Source organism: Streptomyces sp. NBC_00557 (genome assembly GCF_036345995.1).
In the GTDB taxonomy this organism is placed as follows: Bacteria; Actinomycetota; Actinomycetes; order Streptomycetales; family Streptomycetaceae; genus Streptomyces.
The window spans coordinates 2,877,168-2,892,329 of sequence record NZ_CP107796.1; the positions used below are offsets into that span (position 1 = coordinate 2,877,168).

Annotated in this window: 16 protein-coding genes; 7 read left to right on the forward strand and 9 right to left on the reverse strand. The window is 71.7% G+C overall.

Translation table 11 applies throughout. The features are described from left to right. The 4 genes from OG956_RS11920 to OG956_RS11935 form a co-directional block, all read right to left on the reverse strand. The gene (locus tag OG956_RS11920; RefSeq protein WP_330337936.1) at nt 1-1,719 is read right to left on the reverse strand and encodes an ABC transporter substrate-binding protein; all 1,719 of its coding nucleotides are present in this window, start codon (nt 1,717-1,719) and stop codon (nt 1-3) included. Nucleotides 1,720-1,912: 193 nt separating this feature from the next. After that, on the reverse strand, nt 1,913-2,008 hold the full coding sequence (locus OG956_RS11925; RefSeq protein WP_330337937.1) for an Ms4533A family Cys-rich leader peptide: 96 nt from the start codon (nt 2,006-2,008) through the stop codon (nt 1,913-1,915). Nucleotides 2,009-2,064: 56 nt separating this feature from the next. Further along, nucleotides 2,065-3,639, reverse strand: coding sequence for a DUF3152 domain-containing protein (locus OG956_RS11930; protein WP_330337938.1), 1,575 nt, complete (start codon nt 3,637-3,639; stop codon nt 2,065-2,067). 7 nt (nt 3,640-3,646) lie between these two features. Next, complete coding sequence (locus OG956_RS11935; protein WP_330337939.1) at nt 3,647-4,630, reverse strand: alpha/beta fold hydrolase; 984 nt, start codon at nt 4,628-4,630, stop codon at nt 3,647-3,649. Nucleotides 4,631-4,896: 266 nt separating this feature from the next. Here OG956_RS11935 and OG956_RS11940 point away from each other — a divergent pair, with 266 nt between their 5' ends. The 4 genes from OG956_RS11940 to OG956_RS11955 all read left to right on the forward strand — a co-directional run bounded on the left by OG956_RS11940 (nt 4,897) and on the right by OG956_RS11955 (nt 6,716). Beyond that, entirely contained in the window at nt 4,897-5,121 is a 225-nt protein-coding gene (locus tag OG956_RS11940) for a hypothetical protein (protein WP_330337940.1), read from the forward strand. Nucleotides 5,122-5,277: 156 nt separating this feature from the next. Beyond that, the gene (locus tag OG956_RS11945) at nt 5,278-5,919 is read left to right on the forward strand and encodes a TetR/AcrR family transcriptional regulator (RefSeq protein ID WP_330337941.1); all 642 of its coding nucleotides are present in this window, start codon (nt 5,278-5,280) and stop codon (nt 5,917-5,919) included. A gap of 138 nt (nt 5,920-6,057) precedes the next feature. Beyond that, nucleotides 6,058-6,285: a DUF3107 domain-containing protein gene (locus OG956_RS11950; protein WP_330337942.1), complete on the forward strand. Its 228-nt coding sequence runs from the start codon at nt 6,058-6,060 to the stop codon at nt 6,283-6,285. A gap of 170 nt (nt 6,286-6,455) precedes the next feature. Further along, the gene (locus tag OG956_RS11955) at nt 6,456-6,716 is read left to right on the forward strand and encodes a hypothetical protein (protein ID WP_330337943.1); all 261 of its coding nucleotides are present in this window, start codon (nt 6,456-6,458) and stop codon (nt 6,714-6,716) included. A 129-nt stretch (nt 6,717-6,845) separates the two neighbouring features. Here the strand turns inward: OG956_RS11955 and OG956_RS11960 are convergent, their stop codons facing one another. Beyond that, nucleotides 6,846-7,583 carry a ferritin-like fold-containing protein gene (locus OG956_RS11960; RefSeq protein ID WP_330337944.1) on the reverse strand — a complete coding sequence of 246 codons (738 nt, stop codon included), beginning with the start codon at nt 7,581-7,583 and terminating at the stop codon, nt 6,846-6,848. 406 nt (nt 7,584-7,989) lie between these two features. Between OG956_RS11960 and OG956_RS11965 the strand changes: the two genes are divergently transcribed. Both OG956_RS11965 and OG956_RS11970 read left to right on the forward strand, forming a co-directional pair. Continuing rightward, nucleotides 7,990-10,479: a DEAD/DEAH box helicase gene (locus OG956_RS11965; protein WP_330337945.1), complete on the forward strand. Its 2,490-nt coding sequence runs from the start codon at nt 7,990-7,992 to the stop codon at nt 10,477-10,479. A gap of 160 nt (nt 10,480-10,639) precedes the next feature. Further along, nucleotides 10,640-11,557 (forward strand): alpha/beta fold hydrolase, encoded by a 918-nt coding sequence (locus tag OG956_RS11970; RefSeq protein ID WP_330337946.1) that lies wholly within the window; start codon nt 10,640-10,642, stop codon nt 11,555-11,557. Nucleotides 11,558-11,566: 9 nt separating this feature from the next. On the opposite strand, the gene OG956_RS11975 is transcribed toward OG956_RS11970, so the two are convergent. Then, nucleotides 11,567-12,472 (reverse strand): NYN domain-containing protein, encoded by a 906-nt coding sequence (locus OG956_RS11975; RefSeq protein WP_330342812.1) that lies wholly within the window; start codon nt 12,470-12,472, stop codon nt 11,567-11,569. A gap of 208 nt (nt 12,473-12,680) precedes the next feature. Between OG956_RS11975 and OG956_RS11980 the strand changes: the two genes are divergently transcribed. Continuing rightward, complete coding sequence (locus tag OG956_RS11980; protein WP_330337947.1) at nt 12,681-12,833, forward strand: hypothetical protein; 153 nt, start codon at nt 12,681-12,683, stop codon at nt 12,831-12,833. A gap of 45 nt (nt 12,834-12,878) precedes the next feature. Here OG956_RS11980 and OG956_RS11985 read toward each other — a convergent pair whose 3' ends face one another. The 3 genes from OG956_RS11985 to OG956_RS11995 form a co-directional block, all read right to left on the reverse strand. Continuing rightward, nucleotides 12,879-13,484, reverse strand: a complete 606-nt coding sequence (locus OG956_RS11985; protein WP_330337948.1) for a MarC family protein — start codon at nt 13,482-13,484, stop codon at nt 12,879-12,881. 62 nt (nt 13,485-13,546) lie between these two features. After that, on the reverse strand, nt 13,547-14,404 hold the full coding sequence (locus OG956_RS11990; RefSeq protein WP_330337949.1) for a PHP domain-containing protein: 858 nt from the start codon (nt 14,402-14,404) through the stop codon (nt 13,547-13,549). A 104-nt stretch (nt 14,405-14,508) separates the two neighbouring features. Beyond that, nucleotides 14,509-15,150, reverse strand: coding sequence for a DUF6758 family protein (locus tag OG956_RS11995; protein WP_330337950.1), 642 nt, complete (start codon nt 15,148-15,150; stop codon nt 14,509-14,511). Nucleotides 15,151-15,162 lie beyond the last annotated feature (12 nt).

Genomic DNA, 15,162 nt, shown 5'->3' on the forward strand with positions numbered 1-15,162 from the left:
CTACTTCACCGCGACCTGGGAGATGTCCAGCACGCCGGTCCAGTCGCTGATGACGATGTTCCTGACGTCCTTGCCGTACAGGCGCTTGTAGACCGGGTGGAACAGCGGCACGACGAGGGCCTTCTCGCCGATCCTCTTGTCGAGGGCGCCCCAGCGCTTGGCGGCCGCGTCAAGGTCGGTCAACTTGTTGATCGCGTCAATCTCGGCATTGACCGACTTGTCGTCGAGCAGGCCCGTGTTGAAGTTCGCGCCGTCCTTGACGATCTGCCGGCCGTCGAAGATCGGGGCGAGGAAGGGTCCGCCGGAGGGCCAGTCGGCGCCCCAGTGGGCGAGGAAGAACCCGGGCTCGGTCTTCACGCTGTGGATCTTGTCCCGGTAGTCGTTGTCCTCCAGGCCCTGCAGCCGGACCGTGATCCCGGCCTTCTTGAGGGCGTCCTGGATGGCGGTCGCGATCTCCGGGCTGGTCTCGAAGTCCTTGGCGTTGGAATGGGTCAGCGTGATGGTGAGCCCGTTCTTGTAACCCGCCTCGGCGAGCAGGTCCTTCGCCTTGGCCGGGTTGCCGGACGCGCCGGCCGGGAACGGGTCGTACGGCGTGTAGCCGAAGGACTTCTGGTCCGGCAGGAAGGTGGTGGCGGGCTTGGCGAGCGCGCTGCCGCCGGCCGCGTTGACCACCGAGGACCGGTCGACGGCGTAGGCGATCGCCTCGCGCACCTTCGGGTTGTCGAAGGGCTTCACGGTCGGGTTGAACGCGATGTAGTTCGTGTATCCGAAGTGGCCGGTGCCCACACGCGCGGCCAGTTCCTTGTCACCGCTGACCTTGGCGAGTTCGGCCGGACCCAGGTTGGTGTCCGTGGTGACCGCGGCCGCGTCCGCACCCTGGGACGCGGACAGCCGCTGGTTGATCACCGAGGAGTCGAGGCCGGAGCGGACGTCGATCGTGTCCGGGTAGGCCTTGCGCTGGTCGTCGACGGCCGGCGACCAGTAGGGGTTGCGCTTCAGGATCAGGTGCTCGCCGTCGTTGTCGTTCCTGACGACCTCGTACGGGCCGGAGGAGACCGGGTGCGCCTCGTACTTGGTGCCCGTGTCCTTGCTCTTCGGGACGGGCGTGAACTGCGTCTGCGTGGCGAGGTACGGGAACTCGCCCTCGGGCTTGTTCAGGTGGAAGACGATGGTCCGCGCGTCCGGCGTCTCGATCGCCGAGAGGCCCTTCTTGTCCTTGTACGGCCCCTGGTAGTCGGCGGCGCCGACCAGCCAGTCCCTCAAGTAGGGCGCGCCACCGGAGAGTTCGGGGGCGAAGGAGCGCTCGATGCCGTACTTGATGTCGGCGGAGGTGATCGGCGTGCCGTCCTCGTACTTGAGGCCCTTCTTCAAGGTGTACGTCCAGACGGTCGCGTTCTTGCTGGGGCGGCCGGTGTCGGTGGCGAGGTCGGGGACCACCTTGGCGCCGGCCGCGCCGTTCGCCCGGTTGCGGGTGGTGAGGGTGCGGAAGACCAGTGAAGGGACGTTTCCGCCGCCGGAGGTGTAGAGGCGGGCCGGGTCGAAGTCGGTCTGCGGCTCGGAGTTCAGCACCGTGAGGGTGCCGCCCTTGTGGGGCGCGGAGTCGCCACCGGAGCCCTTGGCATCGTTGTCCTTCGGGCCGCAGGCGGCGGCGCCCGCTGCCACGACCAGGCTGACGGATGCCGCTGCCACGCGGCGCGCTATGAGGGACGGTTGACGCATCGGAATGACGACCTCTCGGGGTGACGTGAGGAAACTGATCGAGGGTTTCTCGATCAGTGAGACATGTGGACGAGGAGTGAGACGACTGCGGGCAGATGTCGGCCCCGGCGCCGGTCGTCGGAAAACGTCGTGACGAGGTCACGGACGGAGGAAGAACAGAGAGAATCGCGACGCGAGCGCCAGGGCGGCGGCGTCAGCGACAGTGGATGTCGGCCACGCAGAGCGCGGTCACGCCGATGAGCGCCAGCTCGATGGCTGCGCTCTCCTGGGCGGCATGACTAGACCACATGCGCAGAAATATGTACGACCTCGCCGCTCATGTCAATGTGACATGAGCGGCGTCTGTCAACTCCCGGGGTAAGGCCAGGGATTGGGCAGACAGTGGATTCCGTCATGGTCGAGGAACTTGGTCTGCTGCTGCATGACGGGTGCGAGTTCGCCGTTCTTCTGGCAGGTCACATGACCGTGGCCGAGACGGTGACCGACCTCGTGGTTGATCAGCATCTGCCGGTAGGCGTGGATTTCGTCCCCGTATGTCTTGCTGCCCTCGGCCCACCTGTATGCATTGATCATCACGCGTTCGGTGGCGGCCGAGTCGCAGGAGACGTTGTCCTCCGTGGTGTCGAGACCGGACTTCGCGCACCACGTGGCGGTCGTGCCGGGGCTGGCCAGCGTGATCACGAAGTCGGGTTTGCCGGAGGAGATCCGCTCGAAGGTACGGGCACCCCCGTGGGCCCAACTGCGGTCGTCGTTCAGCGTCTTCTGCACGGCCTCGGCGAACAGCCTGCCGTCCAGGCCCAGCCCCTGCTCGACGTCGACGCGGTAGGTGTACTTCTGCCCCTTGCCCGGGGCCTTGTCGAACCCGGGCACCGTGCCGAACTTCCCCGAGCCCTTCAGTGTCGGGCTGAGCGGGTATTTCCGGTCCATCGCCTGCTCGTACGACAGCGTCACCGTGCCCGGCGAGGCCGACGGGCCCGCCCCGGCCGGGGTGCGTGCGGCGCGGGCCTGGCCGGTGGCGGACCGCGCCTGTGCGGCGCCGGTGTCGTGCTTGCCGGTCACCTGGCCGGCGACGACCACCGCGAGCACGGTGGTGATGGCGGCCGCGGCGACGCCGGTGAAGGCCCGTGCGGGGCCGCGCCGGTCCTGGCCGGGTGCCGTTTCCGGGGCGGTGCCCGTGCCGTCGGGCGACTGCGCGTCCGTGGTGGTCGCCCGCCCGGTTCCCCGGGCGCCTGCCGGGGCGCCGCCGCGCGAGCGCTGCGCGGGCGGGCCGACGGCGACTCCGTCACCGCCGTCCGCCTCCGGCGTGCTCCGCGTGCTCCGCGTGCTCGGCGTGTTCGCCGGGTGCGCCTCGGTGGGGCCAGGCCCGCCGGGGCGGGGGGCGCGGGGCGCGAAGACGTTCACGTCGTCGTCCAGGCCGGCACCGCCGCGGCGGCCGTCGTGGCCGTCGGCGAACGCGTCAAGGTACTCCTGCCGAGGACCGGGCACGGCGCCCGGTCCCGCCGACCGCTGCCGCGGAAACACCGCACCGGGTCCGGCCGCTCCCGCGAACTCCCCCCAGCCGCCGCCCGCTTCCCGCTGCTCGGGATGCCCACCACGAGCGGGAGCACCCCCACGGAACCCGGGGACCCCGTGCGCAGGAGTCCCCTCGGAAAGCCTTGGGACACCGTGCGCGGGCGTACCGTCAGGAAGCCTCGGAACACCGTGCGCGGGCGTCCCGTCCGGAAGCCTGGGGACACCGTGCGCGGCCGCGGGGCCTTCCGGCGTCGGTGCGGGGCGCTGGCCCGGCAGCAGGGGCCGGTCGGCGCGGGCCGCGGGCGCGGCGGTGCCGGGTGCGCGGGAGTCCCGCTGGTCCGTGGGCCGGGCGGCCGTGTCCGTGGAGGTGTTCTTCGGGGCCGGTCCGCGGCGGCTGTGGCGTCCCACGCCGGCCTCAGCTCCTCGTGCCCGCGTCGGCGGCGGCTTTCGCGGTGTCCGCGAGGAGTTCACGGAACGCCGTGGCCACCACGTCCGGGTACTCCATCATCGCCACGTGCCCGGCGTCCGGCAGGGACAGCAGGCGGGAGTCGCGGAAGGCGCGGGCGGCCCGGCGGGCCATGCGGAAGCCGACCAGCTGGTCACGGCCGCCGTAGATCAGCAGGGTCGGCGCGAGCACGCGCTCGGCCTGGCGCCACAGCCCGTGCTGTCCGCCGAGTGTGTAGGCGTTGACGATCCCGCGCGCGGAACGGGTCATCGCGTCCCAGAAGTACGGCAGTTGCAGCCGCCGCTCCAGCTCCGCCACGGCGTGCTGGAACGCCTCGGGCGACACGCGCGTGGGGTCGCCGTAGCAGAGCGCCATGACGCCGCGCATCCGCTGCTCGGCCGTCCACTCCCTGGTGAACCGGGTGAACAGGGCGGCCACCCCGGGCACGCCGAGCAGCGCGGTCGGCGCCGCCGTGCGCTGGATGCGCAGCTCCGGCAGGGCGGGTGACACGAGCGTGAGCGTACGGACCAGGTCGGGCCGTACGGCGGCCACGCGCGTGGTGACCGCGCCGCCGAGCGAGTTGCCGAACAGGTGGACCGGGCCGCGGCCGGACGCGTCGAGATAGCGGATCACCGCGCGCGCGTGCCCGGTGACCGAGTAGTTGCCGTCGTCCGGGGGCGGGGAGTCGCCGAAGCCCGGCAGGTCGACCGCCTCGCTGTCGACGACGTCGTCCAGCTCGGCCATCAGCGACGACCAGTTCTGCGAGGAACCGCCGAGCCCGTGCACGTACAGGGCGGGCGGCAGGCCCTCGCGGGCGGGACGGCGGGAACGGATCGCCAGGGTGACTCCGGGCAGCCTCACGGAACGCAGCCGCTCGCCCTCGCCGACCCGGACGGGCGCCACCCTGGGAAGGACGCTGGCGGCCGATACGGACGGCGACTCGGTCGAAGACATGCGGCAATGTTACGAGGTGATCACGTCACGGTTCATGTGTTCGCCGTCACAGGCGCCGTGACAGGTAATGGTCAAGCGTCACAGGTGGAGGTGAACAGAAGTGACAGACCGGAGCCGGCGGCGGACAAAAACCGCCGTCGGCGAACAGGGGCTGCGAACGGGCGAGACGGCATGGCGTCCGGATCTGCTGTCTCCTAGGCTCGTCAGAGGGCACCCGTATGTGGCCCCTGCTGTTTCCAGGGACGTTCGTAGAAAGGGAGCCCACCATGGCCTATGACCCCACCGAACCCGACACGATCGAGGACCTGGAGGCCGAGACGGCCCCGGAGATCGGCGTCGAAGCCAACGAGGTGGACGCCGCCGAGCAGCACGCCGACATCGCGCCGGACCGCGACGACCCCCTGACGGCCGTGGATCCCGACCGGGCGAACGAGGCCGATCTGGTCGAACAGGCGCGCGTCGTCGCGCTCGACGAGGACGACTACCGCTGACCTCGGCCGACTCCCACGGGCCCACGAGCACCCCGCTGCGGCTTCCGCGGCCGTCCGGTACGTGAAATTCTGCGCTCGCACCGCGCACAGCACGGTTACCGAAAAGTACGATGGCCGCGCGGCGACACCGCGAAATGGACGACTTTGGGAGGCGGCGTGACAGCCATCGAGCAAACTGAGGCGGCACGCCCGCGTGGCACTCGTCTGCCGCGCCGAGCCCGACGGAACCAGTTGCTGGGCGCCGCCCAGGAGGTTTTCGTCGCTCAGGGGTACCACGCCGCGGCGATGGACGACATCGCCGAGCGGGCCGGTGTGAGCAAGCCGGTGCTCTACCAGCACTTTCCCGGCAAGCTCGACCTCTACCTCGCCCTGCTGGACCAGCACTGCGAGTCGCTGATCCAGTCGGTGCGGAGCGCGCTCGCCTCGACGACCGACAACAAGCAGCGCGTCCGGGCGACCATGGACGCCTATTTCGCCTACGTGGAGGACGACGGCGGCGCGTTCCGGCTGGTGTTCGAGTCGGACCTGACGAACGAGCCCGCGGTGCGCGAGCGCGTCGACAAGGTCACGAACGAGTGCGCCGAGGCGATCTGCGACGTCATCGCCGAGGACACGGGCCTGTCGCGCGCGGAGTCGATGCTGCTCGCCTCCGGGCTCGGCGGTCTCGCCCAGGTGGTGGCCCGCTCCTGGCTGCACAGCGACCGCAGCGTGCCGCGCGACCAGGCGGTGCAGCTGCTGACCTCGCTGGCCTGGCGGGGCATCGCGGGTTTCCCGCTGCACGGCAGCGAACACCACTGACGCGCGCGTACGGGCTCCGGCGGCTGTTCGCTGATGGCGTTCCGGCCGGGAGCGTGTACGTCCCCTCACCGGGCTAATGTGTGCTGAAGTAGGGCGCGGAAGATCGCGCACATCAGTGACCGTCGGAGGGACATAGCCGTGGAGGTCAAGATCGGCGTGCAGCACGCGCCCCGCGAGATCGTTCTGGAGAGCGCTCAGAGCGTCGAGGAGGTCGAGCGTGTGGTCGCCGAGGCGCTGGCCGGGAAGACGGGGCTGCTGAGCCTTACGGACGAGAAGGGCCGCAAGGTCCTGGTCCCGACCGACCGCCTCGCGTACGTGGACATCGGCGAGCCGACCGTCCGCAAGGTGGGCTTCGGCGCGCTGTAGGCGGACATCATGCACAAGGGCCCGGCGGCCGCGAGCCGCCGGGCCCTTTCGCGTGGAAGGTGCACACAAGCGGAGCACAACTCCTCCACAGCGGGGGATTGAACTCCGCAGGTCACGGGTAGGACGCACGACGACCGTCAAGGCAGACGCGCCGTGGGAGGGACCCGGAGATGATCCTGGAAGCACTCGGATCGGCTGTGCTCGGTCTCGTCCTGGCGTCGGCGGCGGCGTACCGGCTGTCCCACCGCCTGCCGGCCCGCCCGCTGGTGCTGTGCACGGGCGTCGCGGGCGCCCTCTTCGGCGACTTCGTCACCCACACCGCCCTCGGCACCGACGCCGCCTGGCTGAGCCTCGTGGGCGCCGCGATCATCTCGACGGCGTCCCTGTCGCTCCTGCTCCGCCCCCTCCGCCGACGATCATTGACGGCGTAGGCGAAGCCGAGCCGTCAGGGGCGCGGGGCCCTGCTCGAAGTGCGGCTTCGCCGCGTGGGCGCGAGCAGCCAAGACGCACCCGCAGCCGCGCGACTCCCCACGCCCACCCCCGCAGAGCGCACCCGCCTCTCAGGCCGCGAGGCCCAGCGCGGCCATCCGCTTCGTGTGCGCCTCGGTGATCCTCGAGAACATCTTCCCGACCTCCGCGAGATCGAACCCGTCGGCCACCCCGCCCACGAGCATCGTCGACAGCGCGTCCCGGTCGGCGACCACCCGCTGGGACTGCGACAGGGCCTCGCCCATCAGCCGCCGTGCCCACAGCGCCAGCCGGCCGCCCACGCGCGGGTCGGCGTCGATGGCGGCGCGCACCTTCTCCACCGCGAACCCGGCGTGCCCGGTGTCGTCGAGGACGGCGAGGACCAGCTCGCGCGTGTCGGAGTCGAGGCGCGCGGCGACCTCGCGGTAGAAGTCGCTGGCGATGGAGTCGCCGACGTACGCCTTGACCAGGCCCTCCAGCCAGTCCGAGGGCGCGGTCTGCTTGTGGAAGCCGTCCAGCGCGGCCACGAACGGGTCCATCGCCGCCGTCGGCTCCTCGCCGATCTCGGTCAGGCGGTCCCGCAGCCGCTCGAAGTGGTGGAACTCGGCCGAGGCCATCTTCGCCAGCTCCGCCTTGTCCGCGAGCGTGGGCGCGAGCTTCGCGTCCTCCGCGAGCCGCTCGAACGCCGCGAGCTCGCCGTACGCGAGCGCGCCGAGCAGATCCACGACGGCGGCGCGGTACTGCGGGTCGGCGGAGGCCTGCGCCCAGTCCTTGGCGGCGACGCCGGCGGGTGCGGCGGACTCGTTCTCAGGCTTGTCAGAGCTAGTCATGAGGCGCACAATAGCCCGCTCGCGTGGCGCCGGAGAGCCCCGTCGGATCAGTGTGACCACCATGACGTGACCAAATCGGCCATCGCATGTGCGCGAATCCGGGGTATGGTGGTAATGCGCCTGCAGGAGTGCGTCGACGATGCTCGACGGCTCCGCACAGGCCGCACGTATGAGGATGCCCGGTCGGTGGCCCGATCGGCTCCGACCCGACAGCCCTCCGTGGCCGTACGGCACAGTCCGTACGACGACCGGAGGGACACCCTCAGCGGTACGAGCGCTAGAGCGTCGGCAGAGGTCCCGTGTCATACGGCTTGCCTTGAGTGGCTCGCCCGTACGGCAGCCGACGTCCCCGGCACGGTCGCACATGACCCCCGCGCTCGCCTCGCGCCGCGCACACAGAAGAGGCATGACCCTGACTACCACATTCCGAGACCTCGGGATCCTTCCCGAGACCGCCGAGGCCCTGGAGGCCGTCGGCATCATCACTCCCTTCCCCATCCAGGAGATGACCCTCCCCGTCGCCCTTTCCGGCACGGACGTCATCGGCCAGGCCAAGACCGGCACCGGCAAGACGCTGGGCTTCGGTCTTCCGCTCCTCGAGCGCGTCACCGTCCCCGCCGACGTCGAGGCCGGACGCGCCGCCCCCGAGGCCCTCACCGACGCCCCGCAGGCGCTCGTCGTCGTTCCCACGCGCGAGCTGTGCACCCAGGTCACCAACGACCTGCTGACCGCCGGCAAGGTCCGTAACGTGCGGGTGCTGGCGATCTACGGCGGCCGGGCCTACGAGCCGCAGGTCGAGGCCCTGAAGAAGGGCGTCGACGTGGTCGTCGGCACGCCGGGCCGGCTGCTCGACCTCGCGGGCCAGAAGAAGCTGAACCTGAAGCACGTCAAGTGCCTGGTCCTCGACGAGGCCGACGAGATGCTCGACCTGGGCTTCCTGCCCGACGTCGAGAAGATCATCGACATGCTGCCGGCCAAGCGGCAGACCATGCTGTTCTCGGCGACGATGCCGGGCGCGGTCATCGGCCTCGCGCGCCGCTACATGTCGCGGCCCACGCACATCCGCGCCACCGCCCCGGACGACGAGGGCGTGACGGTCGCGAACATCAAGCAGTTCGTCTACCGCGCGCACAACATGGACAAGCCGGAGATGGTCGCCCGCATCCTGCAGGCCGAGGGCCGCGGGCTGGCGATGATCTTCTGCCGGACCAAGCGCACGGCCGCCGACATCGCCGAGCAGCTGCAGCGCCGCGGGTTCGCCGCCGGCGCGGTCCACGGCGACCTCGGGCAGGGCGCCCGCGAGCAGGCGCTGCGCGCCTTCCGCAACGGCAAGGTCGACGTGCTGGTCTGCACCGACGTCGCCGCGCGCGGCATCGACGTCGAGGGCGTCACCCACGTCATCAACTACCAGTCCCCCGAGGACGAGAAGACGTACCTGCACCGGGTCGGCCGCACGGGCCGCGCGGGCGCGAAGGGTACGGCGATCACGTTCGTCGACTGGGACGACATCCCGCGCTGGCAGCTGATCAACAAGGCGCTGGAGCTGGACTTCCACGACCCGGTGGAGACGTACTCGAGCTCCCCGCACCTGTACACCGACCTCGGCATCCCCGAGGGCACCAAGGGCATCCTGCCGCGCTCGGAGCGGACCCGTGCCGGTCTGGACGCGGAGGAGCTGGAGGACCTCGGCGAGACCGGCGGTCGTGGCGCCCGCGGTCGCGGCCGCGGTGGCCGGGGCGAGCGGGACGGCCGTCCCGAGTCCGCCGCCGGCGAGCGCGAGCGTACGGCCCGTACGCCGCGCCGGCGCCGCCGCACCCGCGGCGGGGCCCCGCTCGACGCGACCGCGACCACCGCGGCGCCGGCCGCCGAGTCCGGCGCCGGCGAGGTTACCGAGCAGGCCGGGGAGCAGCGCACGCTGCGCCGACGTCGCCGTACGCGCGGCGGAGCGTCGGCCCAGCCGGTGACGGCGGTCCAGGCCGCCGAGACCGCTCAGGTCGCCGATGCAGCCGTCGAGACGGTGGACACGGTGGAGGGCCCGGCCCTGTCGGAGACCCCGGAGACGCCCGAGAAGCCGCGCCGCCGCCGTACCCGCAAGTCGGCGGAGCCGGCCGTCACCGAGACGGCCCCCGCGGCCCCCGCGCCCGTGGCGGAGACGGCCCCTGTGGCCGCCGAGCCCCAGGCCGAGGCGTCCGTGGAGGCCGCGGAGGCGAAGCCGCGCCGCCGTACGCGCAAGACGGCCGAGCCGGCCGCCGAGACGGCCGTCGCCACGGCCGAGGGCACGGAGGCCAAGCCGCGCCGCACCCGCAAGACGGCAGCCGCCGCCACCGAGACGGCCCCGGCCGACGCCGAGGCGGAGACCAAGCCGCGCCGCACCCGTAAGAAGGCCGCCGCCGCCCCGGAGACGACCGACGCCCCCGAGGCCGAGGCCAAGCCCCGCCGCACCCGGAAGACGGCCGCCGCCGCCGAGACGGCCGCGGACACCGCCGAAGGCACGGAAGCCAAGCCCCGCCGCACCCGCAAGACGGCTGCCGCCGCCACCGAGGCCGCACCGGCCGACGCGGAAGCCGAGGCCAAGCCCCGCCGGACGCGCAAGACGGCCGCCACCACGGAAGCGACCGAGGCCGAGGCCAAGCCCCGCCGCACCCGCAAGAAGGCCGCCGCCGCCCCGGAGACGACCGACGCCCCCGAGGCCGAGGCCAAGCCCCGCCGCACCCGGAAGACGGCCGCTGCCGTCGTCGAGGCGGACGGGGACGCCGAGGTGGCCGCGCCCAAGGCGCGCCGGGCCCGCAAGGCCGTCGCCGCGGAGATCCCGGCGCAGGCCAGCGAGGAGCCGGAGGCCAAGCCGCGCCGTCGCACGCGCAAGGCGACGGCGGTCGTCGAGGCTGCCGAAGGCTGATCCGGCACACGGTCACCGACGGACGCACGCGAGGGCCCGGTCCACTCACCTGGACCGGGCCCTCGCGTTTCCGTCTCCGCCCACGTACCGCCGCCCGCGCACCACCGCTGCCCTTCCGCACGCCCCGGCGCCTCCCGGCCTCGCCCGATAACCTCTCCCCATGAGCAGACCCGCCACCTTCGCCCCGCCTCCGGGTGCCCGTGCGTACTTTCTGCCCACCGTGCGGGGGGAGTTCGCCGTCGTGGACGCTCCCGTGGCCGAAGGGGTCGAGCCACGTGGCGTGGCGCTGCTGCTGCCGGGGTTCACCGGGAGCAAGGAGGACTTCAATCCGCTGCATGTGCCGCTGGCCCGGCGCGGGTACCGGACGGTGGCCGTCGACGGGCGCGGCCAGTACGAGTCGGACGGCCCCGAGACCGACGAATCGGCGTACGCGCAGGAGGAGTTGGCGCGGGACGTGCTCGCGCAGGCGGAGGCGCTCGGAGAGCCGGTGCATCTGCTCGGGCACTCGCTCGGCGGGCAGATCGCACGGGCCGCCGTACTGCTCGACCACGCGCCCTTCCGTTCGCTCACCCTCATGTCCTCCGGTCCCGCGCAGATCTCGGAGCCCCAGCAGCAGCGGGTGAAACTGCTGCGGGACGCGCTCGCGGTGATGGGCATGCCGGAGGTGTGGGAGGCGATCCAGGCGATGGAGGCGCCGGAGGACACCGTGACGCACGCGCTCGACAGCGGGCTGGACGACCGGGACGACCTGCGGCGCCGCTGGCTGGGCACCAGGCCCGCCCAACTGATCGCGACCGGGCGCCAGTTGTGCACGGAACCGGACCGCGTGGCGGAACTGGCCACCGTACCGCTGCCGATGCACGTCCTGTCCGGCGCGCGGGACGACACCTGGCCGCTGCCCTTGCTGGACGACATGGCGGCGCGGCTCGGCGCACGGCGGACGGTGGTCGAGGGCGCCGAGCACTCCCCCAACACCGACCGGCCCCTCGCCACGGCCCAGGCACTCGCCGACTTCTGGGACGGCCCCGGGAGCGAGAGCGGGAGCGGGAGCAGCGAACGGCGCACGTACCGCCGCTAGTGCTGCCCGCTAGAACTGCGCCTGGAGGTGCTCCCAGAAGCCGTCCCTGAGCGCGCGGCGCAGGTCGGCCTGGCCGCGCAGGGAGTACTGGAGCAGGCCCTCGGCCTCGACCAGCAGGTCCTGGTCGACCGAGCCGGGCAGATAGGGATGGCCGGGGAGCAGTTCGACGAGGGTCTCGCGTCCCCGGGAGACCAGCCACTTCGCGGCGATCTGCGCGCCGACGAAGCGCACGTCGTCGCGGGTGGGGCGGGCGCCGCCGACGGCGTCGTAGGCGGCGGCCGTGCGGCGGGAGACGTACGGCTTGAAGAACTCGAGGTCGAGGGTGCGCTGGCTGTCGACCTCCCAGAGCAGCGGCTCGGCCTGGTTGCGGCCCTCGGGCGCCTCGATGCCCCACAGGTGGACCCGGGCGCCGTAGCCCTGCGCGGCCTCGACCGCCGACACCAGGTCCTCGTCGCCGCCGAGCAGGGCGGCGTCGCTGATCGCGCGGTGCCGGGCCAGTGATTCGAGGTCGCCGCGGATCAGCGAGTCGACGCCCTTCTGCTGGTTGTTGGCGTTGAGGTTGCCCAGGCGGACCTTGACGTCGGGGAGTTCGGCGATGCTCTGCTGCTCGGCGGTGTGGATGCGGCGGCGGGCGCCGTCGTACCAGTAGACGCGCAGCAGACGGCTGTCGGCGAAGACCTGGCGGGCCCGGTCGATGAGCGCGTCGATCAGTCCCTCGGCGTCGAGGTCGAAGGCCCGGCGGTCCTCGGTGCCCGCGACGAGCCGGCCCGCGGCCGCGTACAGATACCCGGCGTCGACGAAGATCGCGTGGGTGGAGGGCGTCTTCGCCACCTCGGCGAGCATGCGTTCCAGCAGCTCGTTCGTGCGGTCGATGCGGGCGCCCAGGGCGGCCAGGTCGTCGTTCATCGCCTCCATTGTCCCGGCGGTCACGCTGTGAACACAACCGCTCCCGGTCGGTCCTCCGTCGGCCCGCTTACCGCTCAGTCATTAGACGTTCGAAAAATTTTATTAGCGTAGGGAATGTTCGTAACACGCAGCACGTTGACTCTCTACGAGACCGGGGACACGTCCGGTCCGCCAAGTAGTTCTCCGCAGGAGGATGACCAGACGAAGGGAGAAGCCTGTGCGCTTCGAGATCATGCGACTCGACGAGGTCGACGGCACCACCGTGGACAGCACCGTCGTGGACGCCGCCTCCGTCAACCGGATCGTTCAGCAGGCCGCCGCCATCGGGCAGCGTCTGTGGATCCGCCCGGCCGAGACCCCGGCCTCGTAACGGGGTAGTCCCACTCAAGCTTTCCGGGGGAGCCGAGACGCGCGCTCAGCTCCCCCGGATCACCTGAGTGATCCCGTTGATGATCTGCTGGACGGCGATCGCGGAGAGCATCATGCCCGCGAGCCGCGTCACCAGGACGACACCGCCGTCCTTGATGACCCGGATGATCAGCAGCGAGTACCGCATCACCAGCCACAGCACGACGTGGATGGCGAGGATCGCGGCCCACACCGATATCTGCGTGGACACGCCGTCCGCCTTCTGCACGGCCAGGATCACGGACACGATCGCGCCCGGCCCGGCCAGCAGCGGCATGCCCAGCGGCACGAGTGCCACGTTCACGTCCTTGGTCTGCTTCGGCTCGTCGGTCTTGCCGGTGAGCAGGTCGAGCGCGATCAGCAGGAGCAGCAGACCGCCCGCGATCATCAGCGCGGGCACGGAGACGTGCAGGTAGTCGAGGATCTGGTGCCCCAGGACGCCGAACGTGGCGATGACCCCGCCCGCGACGCACACGGCCTGGAAGGCCATCCGCTTCTGCACCTTGGCCGGACGGCCGGCGGTCAGGGCGAGGAAGATCGGGGTGATCCCAGGGGGATCCATGATGACGAAAAGGGTCAGAAACAGGGAGCCGAAGACGGCGATGTCGAACATGGGGGAAGTACTGGCCTTGCTGGAACGGGTGGACTACGGGCGCGGGAAGGCCGCCGAGGGCCTCAGGCTCCGCCGGTGCCCGGGACGGGGAACGCCCCGGTCGCCCGCCGTGTGATCTCCCCGTACACCTCGGGGTCGGTCGTGTACGCGCCCAGCGCGACGTCCTTGCGGCTACCGTGGTAGTCCGAGGAGCCGGTGACCAGAAGGTCCAGGTCCTTCGCCAGGCCGCGCAGCCGGTCGCGGGCGTCGGCGTCGTGGTCCATGTGATCGACCTCGATGCCGTCCAGGCCGGCCTCGGCCATCTCCGCGATCCGCGCCTCGGGGACCGTACGCCCGCGCTTGGCGGCGGCCGGGTGCGCGAACACGCACACCCCGCCCGCGTTCCTGACCAGCCGGATCGCCTCGAAGGGGTCGGTCTCGTGCTTCTCGACGTAGGCCCGGCCGCCGTCCGCCAGCCACTCCTCGGTGAACGCGTCGCTCACCGTCGGTACGACCCCCAGCTCCACCAGCGCGGTCGCGACATGCGGGCGCCCCACGGAACCGCCGGCCGCGATCCGCTCGACCTGCTCCCAGGTGACCGGCACGCCCAGCGCGTTCAGCTTGGCGACCATGCCCTTGGCCCGCGGCACCCGGTCGTCGCGCACCAGCTCGCGCTCGGCGAGCAGAGCGGGCTCCTCGGGGTCGAAGAGGTAGGCCAGCAGGTGCATCGAGACGCCGTCGATCCGGCAGGACAGCTCCGCCCCGGTGACCAGGGTGAGCCCCTCGGGCAGCGCGGCGACCGCCTCGGCGTACCCACGGGTGGTGTCGTGATCCGTCAGCGCGACGACGTCCAGCCCGGCAGCCCGCGCCTTGCGCACCAGCTCAGCCGGGGTGTCCGTACCGTCGGAGGCCGTGGAGTGACAGTGCAGATCGATACGCACGCAGACTCCAGGCGAGGACGGACGGAAGGGGACACCTAAGGATACCGGTGTTTTGAAGCCCGGCTGTCACACCCGAACCCATCGAGCGCCCTTTACTGCAACCGTCACGGCCGAAGCAAGCGCGGCGACAGCGCTCCGCACGGCACCAGATCCAGCTCCGCACCCGCCTCCCGCAGATCCGTCAGCACCAGCTCGTCGTACATGAGCAGGCCAGCCTGCTCGGGCCAGATCACCGCCCACAGCCACATGCCGAGCGCCTCGCCGGCGAAGACGGCCCGGTCGTCGGGGGTGCGGTAGACGTGCCAGAGCGGGGTCGGCCGGCCCGCGGCCAGCACCTTGGCCTGGGGCGGCTTCTCCACGTTCATGTACGACCCCGGGTCCGGGCCGTCGATGCCCGCGTACCGGGCGCCGAGGCCGACGCCGAGCTCCTCGGCGACGAGGATGAGTTCGCCAGGGCCGCCGAGCGGGCCGGGTCCGGAGCAGGCGACGGCGGTGGCGCGGCCGCCGCTGCGGTCGTCGCCCGCGTAGGCCACGCCCGTGAAGAGCCAGCCGACCGGCAGCGGCCAGGGCATCCACAGCGGAACGTGCGTGCGGTGCACGACCGCAGCGAGGGCCTCGACGCTGGGCGGGATCACGGGCTGCAGCGGATACACCGGTCCGTGCACATCGCACTGCCACGCATCGGCGAAGAGACCGGGCGCCCTGACCCGGCCACCGCACCTCGGGCAACTGGGTTCGCCCCTCATAGGGCTCCACGG

Bases quoted from the DNA above. Each gene is read 5' to 3' on its own strand.
- OG956_RS11960 (WP_330337944.1), bottom strand. From the start codon at position 7,583: ATGACTAGCTCTGACAAGCCTGAGAACGAGTCCGCCGCACCCGCCGGC.
- OG956_RS11975 (WP_330342812.1), bottom strand. From the start codon at position 12,472: ATGGAGGCGATGAACGACGACCTGGCCGCCCTGGGCGCCCGCATCGAC.
- OG956_RS11920 (WP_330337936.1), bottom strand. From the start codon at position 1,719: ATGCGTCAACCGTCCCTCATAGCGCGCCGCGTGGCAGCGGCATCCGTC.
- OG956_RS11955 (WP_330337943.1), top strand. From the start codon at position 6,456: ATGATCCTGGAAGCACTCGGATCGGCTGTGCTCGGTCTCGTCCTGGCG.
- OG956_RS11985 (WP_330337948.1), bottom strand. From the start codon at position 13,484: ATGTTCGACATCGCCGTCTTCGGCTCCCTGTTTCTGACCCTTTTCGTC.
- OG956_RS11965 (WP_330337945.1), top strand. From the start codon at position 7,990: ATGACCCTGACTACCACATTCCGAGACCTCGGGATCCTTCCCGAGACC.
- OG956_RS11995 (WP_330337950.1), bottom strand. From the start codon at position 15,150: ATGAGGGGCGAACCCAGTTGCCCGAGGTGCGGTGGCCGGGTCAGGGCG.
- OG956_RS11925 (WP_330337937.1), bottom strand. From the start codon at position 2,008: ATGTGGTCTAGTCATGCCGCCCAGGAGAGCGCAGCCATCGAGCTGGCG.
- OG956_RS11935 (WP_330337939.1), bottom strand. From the start codon at position 4,630: ATGTCTTCGACCGAGTCGCCGTCCGTATCGGCCGCCAGCGTCCTTCCC.
- OG956_RS11970 (WP_330337946.1), top strand. From the start codon at position 10,640: ATGAGCAGACCCGCCACCTTCGCCCCGCCTCCGGGTGCCCGTGCGTAC.
- OG956_RS11940 (WP_330337940.1), top strand. From the start codon at position 4,897: ATGGCCTATGACCCCACCGAACCCGACACGATCGAGGACCTGGAGGCC.